The sequence below is a fragment of the Sporosarcina ureilytica genome (assembly GCF_001753205.1).
Taxonomy (GTDB): Bacteria; Bacillota; Bacilli; order Bacillales_A; family Planococcaceae; genus Sporosarcina; species Sporosarcina ureilytica.
Genome location: NZ_CP017560.1, coordinates 239,766 through 264,404 on the forward strand (window position 1 = coordinate 239,766; position 24,639 = coordinate 264,404).

The 24,639-nt window shown below is 37.3% G+C and carries 24 protein-coding genes; 22 read left to right on the top strand and 2 right to left on the bottom strand.

Going from position 1 to position 24,639, the window contains the following annotated elements; all coding sequences use genetic code 11:
• The 6 genes from mnmG to BI350_RS01210 all read left to right on the top strand — a co-directional run bounded on the left by mnmG (nt 1) and on the right by BI350_RS01210 (nt 6,715).
• Nucleotides 1–1,893 (top strand): tRNA uridine-5-carboxymethylaminomethyl(34) synthesis enzyme MnmG, encoded by a 1,893-nt coding sequence (gene mnmG, locus BI350_RS01185; RefSeq protein ID WP_075526459.1) that lies wholly within the window; start codon nt 1–3, stop codon nt 1,891–1,893.
• A gap of 159 nt (nt 1,894–2,052) precedes the next feature.
• Complete coding sequence (gene rsmG / locus BI350_RS01190; RefSeq protein WP_075526460.1) at nt 2,053–2,769, top strand: 16S rRNA (guanine(527)-N(7))-methyltransferase RsmG; 717 nt, start codon at nt 2,053–2,055, stop codon at nt 2,767–2,769.
• Nucleotides 2,770–3,084: 315 nt separating this feature from the next.
• Nucleotides 3,085–3,942 (top strand): nucleoid occlusion protein, encoded by an 858-nt coding sequence (noc, locus tag BI350_RS01195; RefSeq protein ID WP_075526461.1) that lies wholly within the window; start codon nt 3,085–3,087, stop codon nt 3,940–3,942.
• Between the two features lie 413 nt (nt 3,943–4,355).
• The gene (locus BI350_RS01200; RefSeq protein WP_075529180.1) at nt 4,356–5,117 is read left to right on the top strand and encodes a ParA family protein; all 762 of its coding nucleotides are present in this window, start codon (nt 4,356–4,358) and stop codon (nt 5,115–5,117) included.
• Nucleotides 5,110–5,949 carry a ParB/RepB/Spo0J family partition protein gene (locus BI350_RS01205; protein WP_075526462.1) on the top strand — a complete coding sequence of 280 codons (840 nt, stop codon included), beginning with the start codon at nt 5,110–5,112 and terminating at the stop codon, nt 5,947–5,949. Before BI350_RS01200 ends, BI350_RS01205 begins: the two co-directional genes overlap by 8 nt.
• Before the next feature lie 61 nt (nt 5,950–6,010).
• Nucleotides 6,011–6,715, top strand: a complete 705-nt coding sequence (locus BI350_RS01210) for a DUF554 domain-containing protein (RefSeq protein WP_075526463.1) — start codon at nt 6,011–6,013, stop codon at nt 6,713–6,715.
• Here BI350_RS01210 and yyaC read toward each other — a convergent pair.
• A complete protein-coding gene (gene yyaC / locus BI350_RS01215; RefSeq protein WP_075526464.1) occupies nt 6,659–7,267 on the bottom strand; it encodes a spore protease YyaC in 609 nt (202 codons plus the stop codon). The two genes, BI350_RS01210 and yyaC, sit on opposite strands and share 57 nt — an antisense overlap.
• Before the next feature lie 72 nt (nt 7,268–7,339).
• On the opposite strand from yyaC, the gene BI350_RS01220 reads away from it, so the two are divergent.
• The 3 genes from BI350_RS01220 to ychF all read left to right on the top strand — a co-directional run bounded on the left by BI350_RS01220 (nt 7,340) and on the right by ychF (nt 9,607).
• Nucleotides 7,340–8,206, top strand: coding sequence for a mechanosensitive ion channel family protein (locus BI350_RS01220; RefSeq protein ID WP_075526465.1), 867 nt, complete (start codon nt 7,340–7,342; stop codon nt 8,204–8,206).
• A 37-nt stretch (nt 8,207–8,243) separates the two neighbouring features.
• Entirely contained in the window at nt 8,244–8,405 is a 162-nt protein-coding gene (locus BI350_RS01225) for a DUF951 domain-containing protein (protein ID WP_082295143.1), read from the top strand.
• A 101-nt stretch (nt 8,406–8,506) separates the two neighbouring features.
• Nucleotides 8,507–9,607: a redox-regulated ATPase YchF gene (gene ychF, locus BI350_RS01230; RefSeq protein ID WP_075526467.1), complete on the top strand. Its 1,101-nt coding sequence runs from the start codon at nt 8,507–8,509 to the stop codon at nt 9,605–9,607.
• A gap of 41 nt (nt 9,608–9,648) precedes the next feature.
• Here ychF and BI350_RS01235 read toward each other — a convergent pair whose 3' ends face one another.
• Nucleotides 9,649–10,245 carry a DUF3267 domain-containing protein gene (locus BI350_RS01235; RefSeq protein ID WP_075526468.1) on the bottom strand — a complete coding sequence of 199 codons (597 nt, stop codon included), beginning with the start codon at nt 10,243–10,245 and terminating at the stop codon, nt 9,649–9,651.
• 193 nt (nt 10,246–10,438) lie between these two features.
• Between BI350_RS01235 and rpsF the strand changes: the two genes are divergently transcribed.
• The 13 genes from rpsF (at nt 10,439) to BI350_RS01300 (ending at nt 24,486) form a co-directional block, all read left to right on the top strand.
• Nucleotides 10,439–10,726 (top strand): 30S ribosomal protein S6, encoded by a 288-nt coding sequence (gene rpsF, locus BI350_RS01240; protein WP_075526469.1) that lies wholly within the window; start codon nt 10,439–10,441, stop codon nt 10,724–10,726.
• A 48-nt stretch (nt 10,727–10,774) separates the two neighbouring features.
• On the top strand, nt 10,775–11,308 hold the full coding sequence (gene ssb / locus BI350_RS01245) for a single-stranded DNA-binding protein (protein WP_075526470.1): 534 nt from the start codon (nt 10,775–10,777) through the stop codon (nt 11,306–11,308).
• Between the two features lie 33 nt (nt 11,309–11,341).
• On the top strand, nt 11,342–11,581 hold the full coding sequence (gene rpsR / locus BI350_RS01250; protein ID WP_211117185.1) for a 30S ribosomal protein S18: 240 nt from the start codon (nt 11,342–11,344) through the stop codon (nt 11,579–11,581).
• 375 nt (nt 11,582–11,956) lie between these two features.
• Complete coding sequence (locus BI350_RS01255; RefSeq protein ID WP_075529181.1) at nt 11,957–12,895, top strand: YybS family protein; 939 nt, start codon at nt 11,957–11,959, stop codon at nt 12,893–12,895.
• Between the two features lie 13 nt (nt 12,896–12,908).
• On the top strand, nt 12,909–14,882 hold the full coding sequence (locus BI350_RS01260; protein WP_075526472.1) for a DHH family phosphoesterase: 1,974 nt from the start codon (nt 12,909–12,911) through the stop codon (nt 14,880–14,882).
• Between the two features lie 2 nt (nt 14,883–14,884).
• Nucleotides 14,885–15,331: a 50S ribosomal protein L9 gene (gene rplI, locus BI350_RS01265; protein ID WP_075526473.1), complete on the top strand. Its 447-nt coding sequence runs from the start codon at nt 14,885–14,887 to the stop codon at nt 15,329–15,331.
• Nucleotides 15,332–15,346: 15 nt separating this feature from the next.
• On the top strand, nt 15,347–16,699 hold the full coding sequence (gene dnaB / locus BI350_RS01270) for a replicative DNA helicase (protein WP_075526474.1): 1,353 nt from the start codon (nt 15,347–15,349) through the stop codon (nt 16,697–16,699).
• A gap of 420 nt (nt 16,700–17,119) precedes the next feature.
• Nucleotides 17,120–18,589 carry a M23 family metallopeptidase gene (locus BI350_RS01275; protein WP_075526475.1) on the top strand — a complete coding sequence of 490 codons (1,470 nt, stop codon included), beginning with the start codon at nt 17,120–17,122 and terminating at the stop codon, nt 18,587–18,589.
• Between the two features lie 417 nt (nt 18,590–19,006).
• Nucleotides 19,007–19,717, top strand: coding sequence for a response regulator YycF (gene yycF, locus BI350_RS01280; protein ID WP_075526476.1), 711 nt, complete (start codon nt 19,007–19,009; stop codon nt 19,715–19,717).
• 5 nt (nt 19,718–19,722) lie between these two features.
• Complete coding sequence (gene walK / locus BI350_RS01285) at nt 19,723–21,552, top strand: cell wall metabolism sensor histidine kinase WalK (RefSeq protein ID WP_075526477.1); 1,830 nt, start codon at nt 19,723–19,725, stop codon at nt 21,550–21,552.
• Nucleotides 21,549–22,886, top strand: coding sequence for a YycH family regulatory protein (locus BI350_RS01290; RefSeq protein ID WP_075526478.1), 1,338 nt, complete (start codon nt 21,549–21,551; stop codon nt 22,884–22,886). Before walK ends, BI350_RS01290 begins: the two co-directional genes overlap by 4 nt.
• Complete coding sequence (locus BI350_RS01295) at nt 22,873–23,685, top strand: two-component system regulatory protein YycI (protein ID WP_075526479.1); 813 nt, start codon at nt 22,873–22,875, stop codon at nt 23,683–23,685. The genes BI350_RS01290 and BI350_RS01295 overlap by 14 nt, the downstream gene beginning before the upstream one ends.
• Before the next feature lie 12 nt (nt 23,686–23,697).
• Nucleotides 23,698–24,486, top strand: a complete 789-nt coding sequence (locus tag BI350_RS01300; protein ID WP_075526480.1) for an MBL fold metallo-hydrolase — start codon at nt 23,698–23,700, stop codon at nt 24,484–24,486.
• The last annotated feature ends 153 nt before the right edge of the window (nt 24,487–24,639 follow it).

Sequence of the window (24,639 nt, forward strand, 5' to 3'; positions counted from 1 at the left end):
ATGCCTAACAAATTTGAAGCCGGCACGTTCGATACGATAGTAATCGGTGCCGGCCACGCTGGCGTAGAAGCTGCGTTAGCTTCAGCACGAATGGGTGCATCGACACTCGTTTTAACTTTGAATATAGATATGGTTGCGTTTATGCCATGTAATCCATCAATTGGTGGCCCTGCAAAAGGAATCGTCGTTAGGGAGATTGACGCACTCGGCGGTGCAATGGGGAAAGTAATTGATAAAACGCATATTCAAATGCGTATGTTAAATACACGTAAAGGTCCTGCTGTTCGTGCCCTTCGTGCCCAATTGGACAAAGTGCTATATCAGCAAGAAATGAAACGTATTCTTGAAGAAGCGGAGAATTTAACATTACAACAAGCATCGGTTGACGAACTCATTGTAGAAGATGGAGAAGTAAAAGGCGTGATTACACAAGTTGGTGCAGTATACCGCGCTAAAACAGTCATTGTGACAACCGGTACGTTTTTACGTGGAGAAATTCTAATTGGAGATTTACGTTATTCAAGTGGTCCAAATAATCAAATGCCATCTATCAAGTTAGCGGACAATTTACGAGAACTTGGCTTTGAAATGGTTCGTTTTAAAACAGGTACACCACCGCGTATTAACAGTCGCACGATTGATTATAGTCAAACAGAAATTCAACCGGGCGATGAAGAACCACGTGCGTTTAGTTATGAAACGACAGAGTTCATTATGGATCAGCTGCCATGTTGGCTCACATACACTTCACCATTAACGCATGAAATTATCAATGAAAATCTTCGTCTATCGCCAATGTATTCAGGTGAAGAAGTTGGACCAGGTCCTCGTTACTGTCCATCAATTGAAGATAAGATTGTTCGTTTCAATGACAAATCTCGTCATCAAATTTTCCTAGAACCAGAAGGACGTAATACTGAAGAAGTATATGTACAAGGATTATCAACAAGTTTACCAGAGCATATTCAACATCGTCTTATCGCAAGCGTACCAGGCTTAGAAAAAGCACAAATGATGCGTGCAGGATATGCGATTGAATATGATGCGATTATCCCAACACAACTAAAACCGACGCTCGAAACGAAGAAAATTCGCGGGCTTTATACAGCGGGACAATTAAATGGTACGTCTGGATATGAAGAAGCCGCTGGACAAGGTTTATTGGCCGGAGCGAATGCAGCTGCAAGAGCATTAGGAAAAGAAGAGTTTATTTTAGCGCGATCTGATGGTTATATGGGTGTTTTAATTGATGATCTTGTAACGAAAGGAACGAGCGAACCGTATCGTCTACTTACATCACGAGCGGAATATCGTTTACTTCTTCGTCATGATAATGCAGATTTAAGACTCACTGAAATTGGTTATGAAGTAGGTCTTGTAAGCGAAGAACGTTACCAAAAGTATGTGGAGAAAAAGCAACAAATTGACGGTGAATTGAAACGTTTACGTGAACTTACGGTTAAACCTTCAGAATTGGTCAATGAAATACTAGCTGAAACAAATTCAACTGCATTAAAAGAGCCTATGAAGGCAGCAAATATATTGAAACGTCCTGAAGCCACGTATGATCAAGTTGCAAGAATGATCGAATCCGACGTAGAACTATCCCCGGAAGTTATTGAACAAGTGGAGATTTTCACAAAATACGAGGGATACATTGAAAAATCTATGCAACAAGTGGAACGTATGAAGAAGATGGAAGACAAGAAAATACCGCATAACATCGATTACGATGCGATTACAGGTATTGCAAATGAAGCAAAAGCAGAACTGAATAAAGTTAGACCTTTATCAATTGCACAAGCATCAAGAATGCCAGGAGTAAATCCGGCAGACGTTTCGATTTTACTTGTCTATATTGAACAGGGAAAAATTGCGAAGGTTTCGGGTTAAAGCAAAGTATTGGTGAAATTTTACCATATGTAAGGTGAACCCAATCTTTTTTTGACTGTATAACTTTCATTCTGTAAACTTAACTGGTATGGATATATGTGCCGTACCAGTTTTTTTAAAAAGTAAAGTACTACTTTTAAAAAAGGAGGATTGGCATATATGAATGAAGAACAATTTCTACAAGCATTGAAAGAACATAATATTGACTTGACTGAAAAACAAATTATTCAATTTAAAACTTATTTTGAAGAACTTGTTGAGTGGAATGAAAAAATGAATTTGACTGCAATTACGGATGAGCCTTCCGTTTACTTAAAACATTTTTTCGACTCAATTACTGCAGCTTTTTACGTAGATTTAACTGGAAAGAAAACACTTTGTGATGTTGGAGCGGGTGCAGGATTTCCAAGCATCCCATTAAAAATATGCTTTCCTGAATTACACGTTACAATTGTTGACTCTTTAAATAAAAGAATTGGATTTTTGAATCATTTAGCAGAAAAGCTAGAATTAGAAAATATGGAGTTTGTACATGCAAGAGCTGAAGACTTCGGTCAGAATAAAGCTTTTCGTGAAAAGTTTGACATTGTTACTGCCCGTGCAGTTGCCAGATTGTCTGTTTTATCCGAGTTATGTATTCCTCTCGTTAAAAAAGGGGGCCTTTTTGTTGCGATGAAAGGGGCAGCTGCTGAGAAGGAGTTATCAGATGCCAGAAGAGCGTTAACCGTTCTTGGAGCTAAACTTAAGAAAGATTATTCATTTCTATTACCAGTAGAAGAAAGTGAACGAAATGTTTTTGTTTTCTCAAAAATGAAAAGTACACCAAATAAATATCCAAGAAAACCTGGAGTTCCAAATAAATCACCGATTAAATAATATTGTTACACGTGAAACATTACTTTTAGCGATATTGATTACAATAATTGTATTGAAATAATTAGTTGCATCGATTTCATGAGAGTTTGTTTTAATAAATAGGGTACATGTTATGGACTGATAATAACAGTCTTTTTATATAAAAGTATTTAAGGTTGAAGAGTGAAAGAACTTACTTGAGTCAATTTCATAATTACCTAAAACCGCTAAGTTGAGACAATAGCAGCGAATAGATTGGATTATGAAATTGACTTACTTTATAAAGTATCGAACTAATTGGAGCTAGGGAGTAGTTTTGAAAAGGTGGTGCCGGAAATGAAAAGTCCTTTTTCACGTTTTTTTGGGGGTAGTGTGAAAGAAGAGCCTGAAATTAGTGAGGGTAATCATCATGAACATGTCGAGCAAGTTGCGATTGATTTGATAGTACCCAATAAATATCAACCTCGTACAATATTTTCTGAAGAGAAAATAGAGGAACTTGCTAGAACAATTCATACCCATGGTGTCATTCAACCTATAGTTATTAGAACGATTGCGGAAAATAAATATGAAATCATTGCTGGTGAACGAAGATATCGAGCGATGAAGTATTTAGGGTGGGAAGAAGTTCCCGCCATTATTCGTGAGCTTGATGACAAAGAAACGGCTTCAATCGCGTTGATAGAAAACTTACAACGTGAAGAATTAACGCCTATCGAAGAGGCATATGCATACGAACAGTTATTAGAACTCCATGAATTGACACAAGAAGCATTGGCACAAAGGTTGGGAAAAGGGCAGTCGACCATTGCAAACAAGATTCGCCTATTAAAACTTCCAGAGGAAATTCAAAACGCTGTCATGGATAAAAAGATATCCGAAAGACATGCACGTGCATTAATTTCTTTAAAGGATAAAAACTTACAAATCGAGATGTGTAATGTTGTTATCGAGGAAGGCTTAAATGTAAAGCAGCTCGAAACACGAATCGAAGAAATGTTAAACCCGCCAGAAAAAGAAAAGAAAGAAAAACGTCCAAAAAGAAAGTCCGTGAGTCGCGATGTCCGTATTGCATTAAATACGATTAAACAATCATTATCTTTAGTGACGAAAAGCGGCATCGATTTACAAACAGAAGAAGAGGACTCGGAAGACTTTTATAAAATCACCGTAAAAATTCCGAAAAAGAAGTAAAACTCTTGCTCGGTAGCAGCAAGAGTTTTTTCTTTATATATTTTAATCGATTTCATCATTACCTATTTTTATAATAAAGATGATTGTAAGACTTCTTACTCTTTGTAATGTTCGCTACAATGATGACGAGTGTCGTTGAATGAAGTAGAAGGCACCGACTCTAGTGGGATTAGTTTTTGTCACGTAGATAAATTGTCTTATGACTCAATCATCTGCCTCCTAAAGCCGGAAAAGCGTCCGCCCGGAACGGAGATCAATATTATTAGCAACTTACTATAGTAAAGTTAATGTCAAATTGATTAAATTGCATGTTATTATCTTTTTTTATTATAAATTTGGTATGATAGATTAGAAGAGTTGATAATTTTAAATATATAATGAAATCAGGAAAAAGTAGGAAAGCAGGTGCAAGCTTGAGCAGGATTATAGCGATTGCTAACCAAAAGGGAGGCGTCGGAAAAACAACAACATCAGTAAATTTAAGTGCTTGCCTTGCCCATATAGGCAAAAAAGTTTTACTCATTGATACGGATCCTCAAGGAAATGCTACGAGCGGGGTAGGCATTAATAAAGGTGACGTTCACAAATGTATTTACGACATATTAATTGATGATGTTGATATTGACGACGTAATTTTATCAACGAAAGTTGAAAACTTAGACATTATCCCAGCGACTATTTCATTAGCAGGTGCAGAAATTGAACTTGTTTCGACCATCTCAAGGGAAGTAAGGATGAAACATGCAATTCAAGAAGTAAAAGGTAAATATGATTACATTATTATTGATTGCCCACCTTCACTAGGGTTATTAACAATCAACGCATTAACTGCATCTGATGCTATTATTATTCCTGTGCAATGCGAATATTATGCATTAGAAGGGTTAAGCCAGCTATTGAGTACAATCCGTTTAGTACAAAAGCATTTAAATGAAGACTTAATGATAGATGGTGTTTTGTTAACAATGTTTGACGCTAGAACGAATTTAGGGATTCAAGTGATTGAAGAAGTTAAGAAGTATTTTCAAGACAAAGTGTACAAAACAATTATTCCGAGAAACGTAAGACTTAGTGAAGCACCGAGCCATGGGGAACCGATTATTGTTTATGATTCAAGATCACGCGGTGCAGAAGTGTATTTGGAGCTTGCAAAGGAAGTGGTGCACAATGGCTAAAGGTCTGGGAAAAGGTATCAATGCTTTATTTCCAGGTGAATCATTAATAAAAGCAGAAACAGTTGAACAATTACATGTTAAGAGCATTAAACCGAATCCATATCAACCAAGGAAGGTCTTTGATGAGGTGGCTATTGAAGAATTAAGTGATTCGATTAAAGAACACGGAATCCTTCAACCAATCATTGTTAGAAAAACAGGAACTTCTTATGAAATTGTAGCCGGAGAAAGAAGATTCCGTGCAGCTAAACTTGTTGGGCTAGATGAAATTCCGGCCATTGTTCGTAGATTAACTGATGAAGAAACGATGGAACTTGCAATTTTAGAGAACCTTCAGCGAGAAGATTTAACACCTATAGAAGAAGCTGAAGCGTACAATACATTAATGGATAATCTGAAAATCACACAGGAACAGTTAGCGTTTAGATTAGGAAAAAGCAGGTCCCATATAGCGAATCATATAAGACTTCTAGCTCTGCCTGAAAAAATTAGGCAGTTAATTACAGATGGAAAGCTTTCGATGGGGCATGGTCGAACATTACTAGGGTTACGAAAGAAAGAACAAATTCCTCTCGTTGCTGAACGTGTATTAAAAGAAGGATTAAATGTACGACAGTTAGAAAGACTTGTTCAACATTTAAATGAAGAAGTTCCACGTGAAACAAGGAAGAAAGAAAAGAAAGATTTGTTTCTTCAAGAACATGAATCAAGTTTACGCGACTATTTCGGGACAAATGTAAATATAAAAAAATCTAAAAATAAAGGTAAAATCGAGATTGAGTTTTTCTCTGAAGAAGACTTAGAAAGAATACTTGAATTACTGAATGATTAACCAAATACCTATTTTGCATTTTGCAAAATAGGTTTTATTTTTAGTGAGCGGAAGTGTTTATATGATTTTATTTGGAACAATCGTAAATGCGCTGTTAATTGTTATAGGAACGATCCTCGGAAGATTCTTGCATAATATACCCGAACGTATGAAAGAAACGATTATGTACGGCATAGGTTTGGCAGTGGCAGTGATAGGAATACAAATGACGTTTGAAAGTACCCAAATCCTCATTGTCATTATTAGTATTGTTGTAGGTGCTGTGCTAGGTGAGTGGATGGATTTAGATGATAAAGTTACGAAACTAGGTCAGTGGCTAGAAATAAAGTTGCCCAGAAAAGAAGAAGGAATGAATATTTCCGAAGGGTTTGTAACGGCTACACTTATTTTTGTAGTAGGTTCGATGGCAATTATTGGGGCCATTGATAGTGGGCTTAGAAATGATCATAATGTCCTCGTGATGAAAGGAATCATAGATGGATTCACTTCCATTATATTAAGTTCCAGTCTTGGAATTGGCGTAGCTTTTGCGGCTATCCCAGTCTTTCTTTACCAAGGAATCATTACAGTATTATCAACTCAAATTAGTCAGTATATCCCCCAAGCATTGCTCGATTTTTTCATTTCGGAAATGACCGCTACTGGGGGACTTATGATATTGGCTATCGGGTTGAATTTAATAGGTTTAACAAAGATTAGAGTTGCTAATCTAGTGCCCGGTATTTTGGTAGTAGGGGTGATTGTTACCGTCATACATTTTCTTTGATCGGTAACGGCTATATGCAAGTTGTAAGGCACGAGAAAGAATACGACTCATCTCAAAGGGCAAATGAAGCCGAGTACTTTGTAATACGGCATGTTCCATGAATCCAGCAACATTAACAATCCCTTTAATGGACACATTGCCAACAGGAGGAAGTTTTTTGCCCACTGCTTGTCCAGGTTGCAATGGTTCGTGTTGCAAAATGAATTGTCCAATAGAAGTGCCTTTTCCTAAACATGCATCAATCGCAACAATGAAAGCTTCAGGATTTTTATTTTGAAGTTCATTTAATCGTTGTTCTAAGTTAAGTGCATGTAACGGTGTTTCCAGTGTTCCAATAACGGGAAAAGGGAAAGTCTTTAGTTCAGACAAATGTGAACCAGTAAGTGGCCCAAGGGCATCTCCAGTAGAGCGATCCGTTCCGATACAAAAGAAAATGATATTTTCATTGTGGAATGGGATAGATTGGAGAAAAATATTACTAAATTTCCAAATGACGCCAGTTTCTTTATAGTGGATACGAAAGTCGGAAGTATTATGAATGATAGCTTGCATATGAAAACTCCATTTCATTTTTATAGTTAGTATATGCAAAAATTCAGGAAATCATACGATAGGAGGGGGAAGATGGATTATTCAAAAACTGTGGAGGAAATCGAAAGGATAATATTGAATCAGGATACTTGGATATTACTTGGAACCCGCACGTTGAAAATTTTCTTTATTGTTTTAATAGCTATCATCGTAATTAGAATAGGAAAAGCTGTTATTCGAAGGATGTTTACGTTTCAAATAAAAACGAAAATACGCCCATCCGAAAGACGTGAACAAACTTTATTAAAACTACTTGAAAATTCTCTAACCTACGTCGTTTACTTCTCGGCAATGCTCGCTGTTTTAGCGGAGTTTAATGTTGATGTTACCGGCATACTTGCAAGTGCAGGTGTTCTTGGATTGGCGGTAGGTTTCGGAGCACAAAACTTAGTTAGAGATGTAATATCAGGATTTTTTATTATTTTTGAAGATCAATTTTCGGTAGGCGACTATGTACAAATAGGGCAAGCATTAGGAACTGTAAAAGAAATCGGCCTCCGTACGACCAAAATAGCGGCTTACGGTGGAGAAGTTTATATTATTCCAAATGGGAGTATTACGGAAGTGGTCAACTACTCAATCAATAATGGATTAGCCATTATGGATATCAGGGTTGCCTATGAAACCGACATTAAAAAGGCGGAGTCGCTCATACGAGACTTCATTGCTAATTTATCTGACGAGTATGAAGAACTCGTCGCACCCCCTAATTTAATAGGCGTGCAAGATTTGACAGCTTCGGAAATTGTATTCCGAGTCACTGCGGAAACAGTTCCCGTGATGCAATGGGCGTTTAGTCGAAAGTTCAGAAAGGATTTAAAACTGTTTTTAGATAAAAACGGCATTGAAATACCATATCCGAAAATGGTCCATATTAGTGAACAGAAAGGAGCCAATTAACGTGACAAAAGAGTTTGGTTTAAACGATATCGTTGAAATGAAGAAATCACATCCTTGTGGAACGAACTCCTGGAAAATCATCCGAATGGGTGCAGACATCCGAATAAAATGTGAGGGTTGTGCGCATAGTGTGATGCTTCCTCGGAATGAATTTGCAAAAAAGATGAAAAAAGTGATAGTTGAGGCAGATACTGAATAGGGAAATAGACATTTTATCCTGTTATCCTTATAATAGAAGAGTTGAAAGTACTTGAACTTTTATGAAATAGTGATCGATATAGATGAAAGGTAGTGGAATATATGTCCTTGACAGCAGGGATTGTTGGACTTCCGAACGTTGGTAAGTCAACGTTATTTAATGCAATTACAAAGGCGGGCGCGGAGGCAGCGAACTATCCGTTTTGTACGATTGATCCAAACGTAGGGATTGTAGAGGTACCAGACGCAAGACTAGAGAAATTAACAGAACTTGTTACACCGAAAAAAACTGTGCCGACTGCTTTTGAGTTTACAGATATTGCGGGGATTGTTGAAGGTGCAAGTAAAGGGGAAGGACTTGGAAATAAGTTTCTTTCGCATATTCGAGAGGTTGACGCAATTTGTCAAGTCGTTCGTTGTTTCGCTGATGAAAATATTACACATGTTTCAGGGAAAGTGAATCCAATTCACGATATTGAAGTGATTAACTTAGAGTTAATTCTTGCGGATATGGAAAGTGTCGATCGTCGTTTAGAGCGTGTCTCTAAAATGGCGAAACAAAAAGATAAAGAAGCAATGATTGAAGAGCCTGTATTGCTAAAGTTAAAGGAAGCATTTGAAAATGAACAACCTGCACGTTCTGTGGAATTGTCAGAAGATGAATTTGTACTAATTAAAGGCATGAACTTACTGACGATTAAACCGATGTTATACGTTGCAAACGTAGATGAAGATAGTATTACAAATGCTGATGATAATGAGTATGTAAATGTTGTTCGCGAGTTTGCGAAAACGGATAATGCTGAGGTAATTGTTGTTTGTGCAAAGATTGAAGAAGAGATGGCTGAGTTAGATGATGAAGATAAAGCGATGTTTCTTGAAGAACTAGGGATTCAAGAAGCTGGATTAGATTTACTCATTCGTGCTACTTATTCATTACTTGGCTATGCAACTTACTTTACAGCAGGTGTGCAAGAAGTACGTGCTTGGACATTTAAAAAAGGAATGAAGGCGCCGCAATGTGCTGGAATTATTCATACGGACTTTGAAAGAGGATTTATTCGTGCTGAAACAGTTTCATATGATGATTTAGTAGAAGCTGGATCGATGACTGTTGCAAAAGAAGCAGGAAAAGTCCGACAAGAAGGAAAAGAATATGTCGTTCAAGATGGGGACGTTATACTGTTCCGCTTTAACGTCTAAAATAAAAGGCTATTCAGTAGTTTAACTGGATAGCCTTTTTCTTATTGGTTTATTTGTAGATGTTCTTTTTTAGAAAGTTCCGCAGGATTGTAAAGATAAAGTTTCGGTTCTGTTGGATGGTCTTTAATGAGCCAATCATTCGGCAACTTTTTCAACTGTTTATACATACTAAAATCACCAGCTGCACCTCCAATTAATAAAGCAGCTAAAGCGATTAACATATTGCTATCTGTATAGAGGCCAATGATTGCCGGTAATACCCCTGTCATCCAAAAGGGAAGTAATAATGACTTTCGAATTTCTTGGTTCGTCATCAACTGGGCCGTTGTGGCATAGGCAATGCCCAGCTTTAAGTTAACCCCGACTTTCATTTTTCGCCAAGGTATTTTTGAAAAAATACGAAATCCGAGTAAATGAAAAAATTCATGTAAGACGATTAATACAAGATAACTAGCAGAAAAAATGATGATATCTAAACTAAAAGTAAGCAATGTAAAAGTGTAAGAGAACATTTGATGAATGGTGATTTGTAATACAAACAATATAATAAAAGAAAATGAGGTTATATAAAACATTTGCTTAACGATTCTGGACAGGTCTAACTCAACAATATGATTCGGTTTAGGGGATTGTTCCACGGACTCACCTTTCCTTTCGCTTCCTATTATTCTACAAGAATGAAGAAGGATTTGCTAAAGGGGAAAAAAAGCAAAGTGAATAGGTTGTATCTTGCAGTATTTTGTGTTAATATAAATTGATGTGAGTAATAGTATTACTTGCTCCTTGCCCGCTGTTATCAGCTGGCCCAAGTCCATAAGGAGGTGACGAAAGATGAGAAAATACGAAATTATGTATGTCGTACAACCAACAATTGAAGAAGAAGCTAGAAAAGCGCTTATCGAGCGTTTTGATGGAATTCTTACAGAAAATGGTGCTGAAATCATCGAATCGAAAGAGTGGGGCAAACGCCGTCTTGCTTACGAAATCAATGACTTCCGCGAAGGTTACTACCAATTAGTAACATTAAACGCTGGAGACCAAGCACTTAATGAATTTAACCGTCTTGCAAATATTAACGAAGACATTATTCGCCATATGGCTATCCGTCTAGACGCGTAAGCCAATAGATAAAACATTAAAACTAATTGATGAGGGGGTTGAATTCTGATGATTAATCGTGTCGTTTTAGTTGGACGTTTAACGAAGGATCCTGAGCTTAAGTATACACAAGGTGGAATAGCGGTTACACGCTTTACACTAGCTGTTAATAGAACGTTTACGAACCAACAAGGTCAACGTGAAGCAGATTTTGTTAACTGTGTAACTTGGAGAAAACAAGCTGAAAATACAGCAAACTTTTTAAGAAAAGGAAGTCTTACCGGCATCGAAGGTCGTATTCAGACGAGTAACTTCGAAGGTAAAGACGGTAACCGTGTCTTTATGACGGAAGTTGTAGCTGACAGTGTACAATTCCTTGAGCCACGTAACGCAAACGCTGAAAGAAGCGGCGATGGATTCGGGGGTTATCAAAACCAAGGTGCCCCATCTCAAGGAGCTCCATCTCAGAGTCCTTACCAACAACAACCAAGTTACCAATCGAATCAACAACCAAATCAGCAAAACTATACAAATATGAACGATGATCCATTTTCAAATAGTGGCGGTCCAATCGAAGTTTCAGATGACGACTTGCCGTTTTAAGATGGATAACGATGTGAGAAAAGGAGGTAAAGAATTATGGGACAACGCCGTGGAGGCCGCAGACGCCGTAAAGTTTGTTATTTCAACTCTAACAACATTACACATATCGACTATAAAGATACAGACCTACTTAGAAAATTCGTTTCTGAGCGTGGAAAAATCTTACCTCGTCGTGTAACTGGTACAAGTGCAAAATACCAGCGTAAACTAACAGTTGCGATTAAACGTGCACGTACGATGGCACTTCTTCCGTTTAGTTCAGAAGAAAGATAATAAAAATTACAGACGACTTTGATACTGCAAATAGCGGTTATCAAGGTCGTCTTTTTTTGAATTTATTTCAAAAAAGGGATGTAGGCGTGTATATTCTTCAAAAAGGTTCTATAATCGACACAAAGAGCCATAGTGCTCTGTTTTTTGCCATTACCCAAACTTATAAGAATACAAGTCCGTCTTTGGTTTCTAAGTAATAATCATGATATAATGAAAGATACAACTTAACTTTATTCAAAGACTGTTTTTTTATATTTAAGCAGCGAGCATGTGGAGGTCAAGCACTTAATTGAATTAATAGGTGCCATGACGAAACCTTCTTTTCTTAATAAGAATATAAATGCGTGGATGGAGCGAATTATTGGAGGAAATTTAATGATGCAAGACAATGCAAGGAAAATTACCTACGGAGCAATGATGATAGCACTATTTATTATCATGGTCGCTATCGCAGCTTATGTACCACTCCTAGGAACGATTATCATGCTTTTTATCCCATTACCAATCATTCTTTATAGATTACGTTACGACCGGGCTGCTTCGATATTTGTAACGATTGCGGGCATTATACTGTCTCTCATCGGCGGATTATTTTTACTCCCCATCGCTTTTGTATTTGGACCATTGGGGTTCGTGATAGGGGAAACAATCTGCAACAAAAAGTCGAAACTCTATATATTTATGGCGGCAGGCCTTACATTTTTAATCGCAACAATTATTTTGTATTTAGCGTCAGTCGTTTTATTTGGCATTAACATGATTGATGAATTAGCAAATACTGTGCAGGAATCTCAAAATAAAGTGATTACCTTTTTACAAGGGTTTGGAGATGTACCGGAAGAAGTAGTCAAGCAAATGAATGAAACCATTCAATATACATTGATGGCCATTCCTTCAGCTTTTATTCTTTCTTCATTTCTTTTCGCATTTATTGTTATTTTAATCAATTTACCAATCGTAAAACGTCTCGGGCATGAGATCCCTAAATTCCCACCATTTCGATTAATGAAATTGCCAGTTTTAACCGTGTGGGTCTATATGATTGTTGTGCTCTTACCGATTTTTATGGAAATTGAGCAAGGGTCAACTTCAGAAATGACCTTCGTAAATGCATCGTTTATCTTAAGATTTTTATTTTTAATCCAGGGAATTTCATTTATTCATCATTTAATGAGTGAAATGAAGTTATCAAAATGGGTGACTGTCCTTTCAACTATTATTGCAATGCTGTTTAGTCCGCTTACAGTTATTCTTGGAATCCTTGATACCGGAGTAAACATACGGGCATGGGTTGGAAAAAACAAATCGAGATAAGGAGATGTCGACCGTGAATACTTTTTATAGAAAAAGAGCGATTCGTTATCCATTAACAGGATTGTCGCTACTCGGCATCATCGCAGCCGTGCTTCTATTCTTAAATAATTTTTGGTTAGGACTTATTTTCTCGACTTTGTTTTTAGTAATCATTGGCGTTACATGGAAAATAGAAGACGACACATACCATTCCACAGAAAAACAAATAGAAACGCTTTCTCACCGAGTTAAAAAAGTCGGTGAAGAAGCATTACTTGAATTACCGATAGGGATTATTTTGATTAATGACAATCAAGTTGTCGAATGGGCAAATCCTTTTTCAACAACGACATTTTCGACAGACTCCCTGATTGGTATGCACCTATTTGATGTATCAGAAGAACTACAGACGATTGTCCACAGTGAAAATAGTGAACCGACAATTATAAAGGTCGAAGAAGCGTCTTATGAAGTTTTTTATAATAAAGAAGAGAAATTGATATACCTGTTTAATGTCACTGAAAGAGTAGCAATTGAAAATTTATATCAAACAGATAAAACTGTATTAGGCATCATTCTTGTCGATAATTACGATGAATTGTCTCAAGCGATGGATGACCAAAAAAGGAGTCAATTGAACTCTTTAGTAACGTCTCTCGTTAGTAAATGGGGAAAAGAAAACGGTATTTATGTAAAACGAATTGACTCGGATCGATTTTTAGCCGTCTTTAATGAAGCTGCTTTAGCCAAGATAGAAAGTGCGAGGTTTTCGATTCTTGACGATATTCGGGAAGCTACGGCTGAACAAAGTACAGGTTTAACATTGAGTATCGGCGTAGGTGCCGGTTCAACTTCTTTAATTGACTTAGGTGAGTTGGCTCAGTCTAGTCTAGATTTAGTTTTAGGTCGTGGCGGGGATCAAGTTGCGATTAAACAACTTGATGGGAAAGTGAAGTTTTACGGCGGAAAAACGAATCCGGCAGAAAAAAGAACGCGCGTCCGTGCACGAGTCATTTCTCATGCGCTACGAGATCTAATACGGGATAGCGATAAGGTGTTTATCATGGGCCATAAAATGCCGGATATGGATGCGATAGGTGCTTCTATCGGTGTACGTAAAATGGCACGGATGAATGATATCGACGGATACGTTGTCGTCAATTATAATGAACTCGATGGCAGTGTAACGAAACTGATGGAAGAAATACGACAAGATGATGAATTGTATGATCAGTTCATTGAACCGGAAGCGGCTTTAGGAATGATGACTGAACAATCCCTAGTTATTGTCGTAGATACACATAAACCGAGCTTGGTCATAGATGAAAGAATTGTCGATAAGGCAGAAAAGATTGTTGTAATTGACCACCATCGTCGCGGAGAAGAATTTATAGATAATACAATGCTCGTTTATATGGAGCCATATGCCTCATCAACAGCTGAACTAGTAACAGAGTTGTTAGAATACCAACCTAAAACTGAAAAACTAACGATGCTTGAATCCACAGCATTGTTGGCTGGAATTATCGTTGATACAAAAAGTTTTACACTTAGAACAGGTTCAAGAACCTTTGAAGCCGCTTCTTTTCTGAGGACGAACCGAGCAGATACAGTACTTGTCCAACGTCTATTAAAAGAGGATATCGACACGTATGTTGAACGCGCAAAACTAATTGAAACAGTAGAGTTAATGGAAAATGGCATTGCAATTGCAAAAGGAAATAATGAGATTGCTTATGGTTCTGTTTTAATTGCCCAGACGGCTGATATATTATTGACGATGGAAGGTGTGGTAGCCTCCTTTGTTGTGGCCCCTCGCGCAGATGATAAAATAGGAATTAGCGCACGCTCTTTAGGAGAGTTAAATGTCCAAGTCATCATGGAAGAATTGGGCGGTGGCGGTCATTTGACGAATGCTGCTTGTCAGTTAGAGGTTGAATCAGTAGATAGAGCCGTTGAACGATTAAAAGAGGTAATAAGTGATAAAGAAGAAGAAAGGGGAATGTAACAATGAAAGTAATTTTCTTAAAAGATGTAAAAGGGCAAGGTGCAAAAGGAGAAGTTAAAACTGTACCAGTAGGCTATGCACACAACTATTTATTAAAAAATAAATTAGCAATTGAAGCGACACCAGGGAATTTAAGTAAATTAAAAGGACAGCAAAAAAGAGCGGAGAAAGATGCTGCCGCTGAGTTAGCAGAAGCGAAAGTGTTAAAAGAGAAAGTAGAAAAGATTACTGTAGAAATGAAAGCTAAATCTGGTGAAGGCGGCAGACTATTTGGGTCTATCACTACGAAACAAATTGCCGACACACTTTCCAAAAAAGAAGGCATTAAAGTGGATCGTCGACGTATGGAATTGCCGGATCCAATTCGTTCATTAGGTTATACAAATATTCCTATCAGACTGCATCCTGACGTGTCGGCAACTTTAAAAGTACATGTGATTGAAGAATAATGAGGAGCGAGTATGATGAATGAGATGATCGATCGCGTCCCGCCACATAATAATGAAGCAGAACAGTCGGTCATTGGAGCAGTATTTCTTGAACCGCAGGCCTTAATAACTGCTGCAGAAGTTCTAATCCCAGAAGATTTTTACCGCATCGCACACCAGAAAATTTTTGGTACGATGCTTTCTTTAAGTGATAAAGGACAGCCAATTGACGTCGTTACAGTAACTGAAGAACTTACGGCTAAGAAGGAATTGGAAGACGTCGGTGGAATTTCTTATTTAACAGAAGTTGCAAATTCCGTCCCGACTGCAGCAAATATTATGCACTACGCAAATATTGTTGAAGAAAAATCTTTATTACGTAGGTTAATACGCGTTGCAACACAAATTGTTGAAGACGGATTTACAAGGGAAGACGAAGTTGAAGAACTTCTCTCCGAAGCAGAAAAAAATATGATGGAAGTGTCCAATCGAAAAAATGCTGGAGACTTTAAACATATTAAAGATGTACTTGTCCAAACGTATGACAATATTGAGCAATTGCATACGCAACAAGGTGAAGTAACTGGAATTCCGACTGGCTTTACCGATTTAGATAAGATTACTGCAGGTTTCCAACGAAATGACTTAATCATCGTTGCGGCGCGTCCTTCTGTTGGTAAGACTGCATTCGCTTTGAATGTGGCACAAAACGTTGCGACCAAGACGTCTGAAAATGTAGCGATTTTTAGTTTAGAGATGGGTGCTGACCAACTTGTCATGCGGATTCTCTGTGCGGAAGGGAATATAGATGCCCAAGTAATGCGAACGGGTTCACTAGAAGATGAAGACTGGCGTAAATTAACGATGGCGATGGGCAGTCTTTCAAACGCAGGCATTTTTATCGATGACTCATCGGGAATTAGAGTGAATGAAATTCGTTCGAAATGCCGACGACTTCAACAAGAACATGGACTTGGTATGGTCATTATCGACTATTTGCAGCTTATCCAGGGAAGCGGTAGATCAGGAGAAAACCGCCAACAGGAAGTTTCTGAAATATCCCGTTCACTTAAAGGACTAGCCAGAGAATTAAAAATTCCTGTCATTGCACTTTCACAGCTTTCCCGTGGTGTTGAGCAACGTCAAGATAAGCGACCGATGATGTCCGACTTGCGGGAGTCAGGGAGTATTGAGCAAGATGCCGACATCGTTTCGTTTTTATATCGTGAAGATTATTACGACAAGGAAACTGAAAACGAAAATATGATAGAAATAATTATCGCAAAGCAACGTAACGGTCCAACAGGAACAGTCACACTGGCGTTTGCGAAAGAGTATAACAAGTTCGTCAACGTAGATTGGAGTCAACATGTAGCTCCTGAATTTTAGTAGAGTGATGAACAGAACATTGTATTAGATATTGATAAATATAGAAAACAACGAGAGAATCCGGAAGTAGAATGTTCAACGATTAATCATCGAACATTCTATGGGATTATCTCGTTGTTTTTTGTTGTTCATTCTAATAATTAATCATAGTAGAAAAAAGACTTAACATATTATAATGCACTTAAAATGGGTTTTTATGTAAATAATTTTAAAAAATTGGATGTTATTATACAAATTCATTACAAAGTGCCATAATTCTACAATCTTTGTAGAAGATATGTTAACTTGTAGAAGGTGTAAAATTTCCTTATATAGAGAAATGGGAAATGAGTTATAAAGCTTTCATTGTTTATTTTCCAAAGACTGTTAGTTGTTGGAGATGAAAAGAGTATGATGAAAGCCATAGAAGGGGAATATTAAATGTTGTTGAATAAAAAACAACGAGTAGGTAAAGTAAGTCGCTCGTTTAAGATAAATAGATTTACACAGATTCAAAAGATATTTTTAATCAGTATATTATTGTATGGTTTTCAATTAGAAGCTATTCCTGTAAAAGCGAAAGAACAAGATAGCCTTCAAACCATTTACCATGTCTATTCTAATGACGAGTACATTGGTCTGTTATCTGATAAGGAAAAACTAGAACAATTAAAAGAGAACATAGTTAAAGAGCGTTCATCGCAATTCGAAGACTTTACACTTACGATCGGAAATAATTTATCTATCATTCCGGAAAAAGTGTTTAGTGCGAACATAAATGATGATAGCATCCTAGATAGATTACAAAAAACGCTAGCAGTTGAAGCAGAAGCGATGGGTATACAAGTCGATGATGAGGTAGCGCTTTACGTCAAAGATGAGGCAAGTTATGAGTCGGTTATACGCGAACTGAAATTACAAACTGTAAGTGAACAAGAACTAGACGAATACGAAGCTGCCAATAAATCTAATTCATCCTTACCCCCATTAAAAGAAAATGAAACACGTATTGTTGATATCATTTTAAGTAGTGAATTACAGCCTATTTCAGGAACAGTCGCACCGGAGGAAGTATTGACAATCGCAGAGGCACTTGAACTTTTAAATAAAGGTACGTTAGAAGAAAAAACGTACACCGTGCAATCTGGTGATGTATTGGGCAAAATTGCAAGTAAATACGGAATGTCAACACAAAAATTATTAGAAATAAACGAAGGTTTAACGGAAGGTTCGGTCATTCGGATTGGCGACGAACTTAACGTTACTTACAAAGAACCATACGTAGAAGTAGAAGTACATTATGAAGCAAAAAATAAATTGAAAATAGCACATGAGACAGTAACAAAAAATGATGACTCCCTTTACAAAGGGGATCATAAAGTAACCCAAAAAGGTAAAGACGGAGAAAAAGTTGTTACCGAACTGATTCGTAAGAAAAATGGACAAGTAATTGGAAAGTCAGTAACAGAAGAACAAATCATTACCGAACCTGTTGATGAAGTTACAGTCCGAGGAACAAAAGTAATTCCTTCAAGAGGAACTGGTACTTTCAAATGGCCAGCAGTTGGCGGCTACGTTTCTAGTAAAATGGGAACGCGTTGGGGACGTATGCATAACGGCATCGACATTGCTAGACCATCCAATCGCTCAATTCTAGCGGCTGATAACGGAGTAGTTGTTTCAACTGGTTTTGATGGTGCGTACGGAAATAAAATCGTGATAGACCATAAAAATGGTTATCGTACATTATACGCTCATCTTTCATCCATCGATGTAAAGCCTGGCCAAACAGTTACAGCAGGGTCTAAGATTGGTGTAATGGGTACGACAGGGCGTTCAACAGGTATCCATCTACACTTTGAAGTAACTAAAAATGGAACACTACTTGATCCATTAACTGTATTAAGATAATAAAGAAATGAAAGACGGCATCTATTTTGCCGTCTTTTTATTTATATAAGCAGTTTAATAGTTGGAACAAATATATTGTACAGTATTCATAGATCCACATGATTTTGTCAATTTTAAAATTGTGAGTTTTGAAGAAAACTCGTTATTAGTGTGAGAATATGATTGAGTTTTCGTATACAGAAGACATTTTTTCATCTGGAAGAGTCTACTTTAATATGATGCCTTAATTTCTGCTAACACCATGCAGAAATACGGCAAATCGAACTCTTCGTTGTTCGATTGCCACGGGAAATATTCCCCAGGAAATATTGCAAGTGCTAGTAAAAACTAGAACGTGCTAAACCTCAAAAATAATGATAGAGTAAAAAGAACAGATAGAGTGTTGCCAGTCAGGCAAGAAAGGAACGGTAAATAGATATGCAAGACAAAACAATACTTGTTGTAGACGATGAGAAACCAATTGCAGATATATTAGAATTCAATTTAAAAAAAGAAGGGTTTACGGTTCACACTGCGTATGACGGAGAGGATGCACTAAAAAAAGTAGAGGAAATCACACCTGACCTCATGCTATTAGACATTATGTTGCCTAAGCGTGACGGGATGGAAGTATGCCGAGAAGTAAGGAAAAAATACGATTTTCCAATCATCATGTTGACGGCAAAAGACTCTGAAATCGATAAAGTATTAGGCCTAGAATTGGGTGCAGATGACTATGTCACCAAACCATTTGGAACACGTGAACTTATTGCACGTGTTAAGGCAAATTTACGCAGACATATGAAAATTTCTGCGGAGGAAGAAAAAGAAGAGTCAAATCATTTACAAGTGGGTCAATTGATTATTCAACCCGACGCATACATTGTTCAAAAGCGCGGAGAAACAATTGAACTTACACACCGTGAATTTGAGTTAATTCACTATCTAGCGAAACATATTGGGCAAGTGATGACAAGAGAGCATTTGCTTCAAACGGTTTGGGGATATGACTATTTCGGGGATGTCCGAACAGTAGACGTAACCATTCGGAGACTTAGAGAAAAGATTGAAGATACACCAAGTCATCCAACATGGATTGTAACAAGACGCGGTGTAGGCTACTATTTACGTGACCCAGAGCAGGAGTAACTCATATGCAAAAGGTTGGAATCTATCGCTCGATACACGTTAAATTTGTACTGATCTATGTGTTACTAATCTTAATTGCAATGCAAATTATTGGTCTTTATTTCGTTAGGGAACTTGAAAGCACATTAAAAACGAATTTTACAACTTCGGTTGCAGATAGAATGAGCCTCGTTGAATTTAGTGTTCGTGAAGAAATGTTAAAAGAACGGTCTGAAGATGATGCGACTTTGGAAGAAAGCTTACGGAATGTTCTTTCAAGCTTTGATTCACAAGATATTAATGAAATCCGAGTGATTAATTCACATTCGCGTATTCTCGCTACAAATGTATTGGATAATAAGTCGATGATTGGACAACGTTCGTTAGATGATGTCGTAAAAAGAACCATTACTTCAGGAACGCCGAGTGAAAATAATATCTACTTCGATAAAAGTACAGGCCACCGTATCATGGTTCGTGTTACACCAATAAAAAATGGTGATGAAGTGATTGGCGCAATTTTTCTCGATGCAAATATTGAGAAAATGTTTAAACAAATGGATGAAATTAATCAAATTCTTGCAGGCGGGACGGCAGTGTCCTTAACGATTACTGTGATATTAGGGATTTTTATCGCACAAACAATGACGAGACCAATTTCTGATATGAGACGACAAGCACAGGAAATGGCAAAAGGAAATTTTTCAAGAAAAGTTCGAGTCTATGGTGATGATGAAATTGGTCAACTTGCGGTTGCTTTTAACCATTTAACAGGACGGCTACAGGAATCACAAGAATCTACAGAAGGCGAACGAAGGAAACTTACGTCAGTACTTGAAAATATGACGGATGGCGTAATTTCTACAGATCGAAAAGGGCGCGTTGTGCTTATTAACGAACCCGCTCTTCAAATGCTCGGGATTTACAGTGAAGCTCATGTATTAAACCGTCCGATTGCTTCTGTACTAGGATTAGAGGAAGAGTATACGTTTGAAGATCTGGCGCAGCAAAAAGAATCATTACCGTTAGATTTTAGTACACGTGAAAAGCCGTATATTTTACGCGCAAGTTTTTCGATTACACAAAGAGAAACAGGCTTTGTGAATGGTCTGATCGTTGTATTACACGATAATACTGAACAAGAAAAGATTGATATGGAAAGACGAGAGTTTGTTTCTAACGTTTCGCATGAATTACGAACCCCTTTGACGACAATGCGAAGTTATTTAGAAGCACTTGCGGATGGAGCGTGGAAAAATGAAGAAATTGCGCCATCATTTTTGCATGTGACACAAACTGAAACAGAACGCATGATTCGGCTCGTTGAAGATCTATTAAAATTGTCAAGAATGGATAGCCAAGATTATGATTTGAATAAAGAATGGGTGGAGTTTAACCAATTCTTTAATTTTATTATTGATCGTTTTGAATTATCAAAGTCCCAGAACGTAAACTTTAGGCGTCTCTTACCGCAAACTGATTTATTTGTTGAAATAGACACAGACAAGATGACACAAGTAATCGACAATATTATTTCGAATGCGTTAAAATACTCTCCTGACGGTGGAGATATTTACTTTGAAATCTCAGTTCTTGAAAAATACTTTAAAGTGATGATTACAGACGAAGGTATGGGGATATCACCTAAAAATGTTAAACGTATTTTCGATAGGTTTTACCGCGCGGATCGTGCTCGTTCACGAGCAATGGGCGGGACGGGGTTAGGACTAGCCATTTCAAGAGAAATGATTGTAGCACACGGTGGAGAGATATGGGCTGAAAGTGAAGAAGGAAAAGGCACGACAATTTTCTTTACTTTACCATTTGAATTACAAGAAGGCGGTGAGTGGGATTGAGATATATTGAAGCAATTAAAACAATTACACTCATCTTGCTAATCGGTTTAAGTATCGTGTTAACTTTATTAATTTGGAATTCCTCTCCTTATGAAACAATCGTAAAACGAGCAACTGTAGATATTTCGATTGCAGAAGAGCCGGAGAAAAAAGATGTCGGATCCATTATTAAACCCTATCAAATTGTATTTAATTTTGAAGAGGGACTTAAAGGAACGATAGATTCGGAAGAAATTGATCATATTGTAAATACTTTTAAAAAGTGGCGTATTTCCAATCCACTATTAGAAGATAAAAACTTTGAGGAAGATAAATTAAGTGATTTCATGAGAGGGAAAAATCGTTTTACGCTATACTTCCCAGACGATGTTCCATTACCTGTCTATGACAGTATGTTAAATGTGGAAAATCCAAACGTTCCTGAAATTGGATTCGATCTAATCGTTGTAGAATGGGATCCTGCTAATACAACGATTGATATGAATTTTATTAGTAGAAAAAATAAATTACGGTACAAATCAACTGCGAAAGTATTTGAGCTACAAGTATTTCAGCGGGAAGTATTAAATTTTGGACGGTCTTTTGATGAGTATGCCGATGTAAATCCAGAAGGAAAAAAGTTTATCGCTGTACCAGCTAAGCCCGTACAACTTCTTGAAAATACGTATATTCAAAATGAAAAAGACGAGATTAGCCCAACCCGTTTTAGAAGTGCATTATTTAGTGACCCAAATGCAGTGAGAAGAAAAGAAGTCAGTGCACATCGCGAAGATTTTCAAGACAACCATGCCTTGATGAGCGTCGATACACAAAAGAAACAATTACAATACGTTCATCCAGTTGTGGAAAGTAGACAACTTGCGATCCCTTCTGAACTATTAGAGGACACAATCGACTTTATTAATGAACACGGCGGATGGACCGATGATTACCGGTTTAGCAGTATGAATTTTAGAACACGTTATGTGAAATTTAAACTTTATGTGCGTGGTTTGCCAGTTCTAGGAGGGAACACTTTAACGGAAATTGAGCAAGTGTGGGGAGACGAAACAATTTATCAATATAAACGTCCCTATTATACACTCGGTGAAACATTGCGTTCAGAAATGGAAACAGTTACTTTACCGTCTGGCATTGACATTGCAGAGCAATTGAGAAGTGCTGAAGATATTGACTTTAATATGATAGAAGAAATTGTACCTGCGTATTATATGCATCAAGATGTTGAGTGGGATATTTTTGTACTCAAACCATCATGGTACTATCTAAGAAATGGCAAATGGATTCGCTTTTCATCTGAACAATCAGGGGGTGAAAAGATTGGATTGGAATAAAACAAAAACGATGTTTATCGTTGTTTTTGCGATATTAAATGTATTCCTATATTCTCTTTATCTAAATCAGTACAATGAAGCACAAAACGTACGAGTTTTGGGTGAAACATCTATTGAAGATTCTTTGAAACACGACAATATTTCTTACGGACCATTACCAGAGTACCCTGAGGAAATGTCTTATGTTTCGGCAGACACCGCCCCCTTTTCCAAAAGTGAATTAAGTAAATATAAAAATCAAGAATTCGTCATTTCAGAAGAAACAATTTTATATGCAACATTAGAAGAGCCTTATATGATTAAAAATGCACGAGGAGACTATCAATTTCCGGATTTTCTAACGAATTATGTTCCATACGGGGAAGAATATCTTTTATGGGAAGTTGTCGAGGAAAATCAATTCGCTCTCTTTTTTCAAAAGGTTGAAGAATATCCAATCTACTTCAACTATAATGCAATGCTTATTGTTTACTGGGATGACAAAGGAAATATTACACATTATGAGCAACAACGCTTTGGAGAGTTTGATAGTTTTAATAAGAAAAAAGATATTCTTTCACCGCGGGATGTCATTAATACACTTTATTCAAGAGACTATTTAAAAAAAGACTCATCCGTAACGAGTATATCTTTAGGGTATTCGACTTTAATCACATTGACGCAAACGCAAGTGTTTGCGCCAACATGGCGGGTTCGTGTAGAATTAAAGGATGGAGAAATTGAAGATCATTTCGTCAATGCGATTGAAGGAAAGATGGTAGAATTTCAACAGGAACGTAATGAAAACGTAGTAGAATAAGGAGTTTGAGGTATGCGCTTTAGTGTACTCGCAAGTGGCAGTAGCGGAAATGCTATTTTTATAGAGAACGATGAACATCAGTTTCTTGTTGACGCTGGTTTAAGTGGTAAGAAATTAGAAGGTCTTTTTTCAAAAATCGATCGTTCAATGGACAACTTAGACGGGATTTTGGTTACACATGAACATAGCGACCATATTAAAGGACTAGGTGTTGTAGCAAGAAGATATAATGTCCCAATATACGCCAATGAAAAGACGTGGAAAGCGATGGACGGTTTAATCGGTAACATTCCACTTGATCAACGTTTCCAGTTCGATATGGAAACAGTGAAATCATTTGGCGGTTTAGATATTGAATCGTTTGCTGTTTCACATGACGCTGCAGATCCGATGTTTTATACATTCCACCAAAATGATCGAAAACTCGCGATTATTACAGATACTGGCTATGTAAGTGATCGGATGAAAGGGGTCATTCGTGGTGCCGATGCTTTTGTTTTCGAAAGTAATCATGATGTGGGCATGTTACAAATGGGGCGTTACCCTTGGTCAATCAAACGTAGAATTTTAAGTGATGTTGGCCACGTATCTAATGAAGATGCAGCTGTCGCAATGAGTGAGGTTGTTTTTGAAAAAGAGACGAGAATTTATTTATCTCATTTAAGTAAAGATAATAATATGAAAGATCTTGCAAGAATGAGTGTAACGCAAACGTTAGAGACGTGTGGCATTATTGCAGGAGAATATGTCCATTTATATGATACAGATGCGGAGGAACCGACAGAACTTGTTACGGTTTAAAGGTCATAGATAAGTCGCATAACGTCGATAAGCACACATGAATTGGATAATTGATAGGCAACAGGTGCCATAAGAACGTGTGTGACGGATAAAAAACCTTACTTCGCAAAGCTGTGACATAGCTAATTCGTAAGTAAGGTTTTTTATTACGTT

Coding starts and splice junctions, on each gene's coding strand:
- ssb (WP_075526470.1), top strand. CDS start 10,775: ATGATTAATCGTGTCGTTTTAGTTGGACGTTTAACGAAGGATCCTGAG.
- BI350_RS01220 (WP_075526465.1), top strand. CDS start 7,340: ATGGATTATTCAAAAACTGTGGAGGAAATCGAAAGGATAATATTGAAT.
- rplI (WP_075526473.1), top strand. CDS start 14,885: ATGAAAGTAATTTTCTTAAAAGATGTAAAAGGGCAAGGTGCAAAAGGA.
- BI350_RS01225 (WP_082295143.1), top strand. CDS start 8,244: ATGAAGAAATCACATCCTTGTGGAACGAACTCCTGGAAAATCATCCGA.
- yycF (WP_075526476.1), top strand. CDS start 19,007: ATGCAAGACAAAACAATACTTGTTGTAGACGATGAGAAACCAATTGCA.
- dnaB (WP_075526474.1), top strand. CDS start 15,347: ATGAATGAGATGATCGATCGCGTCCCGCCACATAATAATGAAGCAGAA.
- rsmG (WP_075526460.1), top strand. CDS start 2,053: ATGAATGAAGAACAATTTCTACAAGCATTGAAAGAACATAATATTGAC.
- BI350_RS01205 (WP_075526462.1), top strand. CDS start 5,110: ATGGCTAAAGGTCTGGGAAAAGGTATCAATGCTTTATTTCCAGGTGAA.
- yyaC (WP_075526464.1), bottom strand. CDS start 7,267: ATGCAAGCTATCATTCATAATACTTCCGACTTTCGTATCCACTATAAA.
- noc (WP_075526461.1), top strand. CDS start 3,085: ATGAAAAGTCCTTTTTCACGTTTTTTTGGGGGTAGTGTGAAAGAAGAG.
- walK (WP_075526477.1), top strand. CDS start 19,723: ATGCAAAAGGTTGGAATCTATCGCTCGATACACGTTAAATTTGTACTG.
- BI350_RS01210 (WP_075526463.1), top strand. CDS start 6,011: ATGATTTTATTTGGAACAATCGTAAATGCGCTGTTAATTGTTATAGGA.
- BI350_RS01255 (WP_075529181.1), top strand. CDS start 11,957: ATGATGCAAGACAATGCAAGGAAAATTACCTACGGAGCAATGATGATA.
- BI350_RS01300 (WP_075526480.1), top strand. CDS start 23,698: ATGCGCTTTAGTGTACTCGCAAGTGGCAGTAGCGGAAATGCTATTTTT.
- BI350_RS01275 (WP_075526475.1), top strand. CDS start 17,120: ATGTTGTTGAATAAAAAACAACGAGTAGGTAAAGTAAGTCGCTCGTTT.
- mnmG (WP_075526459.1), top strand. CDS start 1: ATGCCTAACAAATTTGAAGCCGGCACGTTCGATACGATAGTAATCGGT.
- rpsF (WP_075526469.1), top strand. CDS start 10,439: ATGAGAAAATACGAAATTATGTATGTCGTACAACCAACAATTGAAGAA.
- ychF (WP_075526467.1), top strand. CDS start 8,507: ATGTCCTTGACAGCAGGGATTGTTGGACTTCCGAACGTTGGTAAGTCA.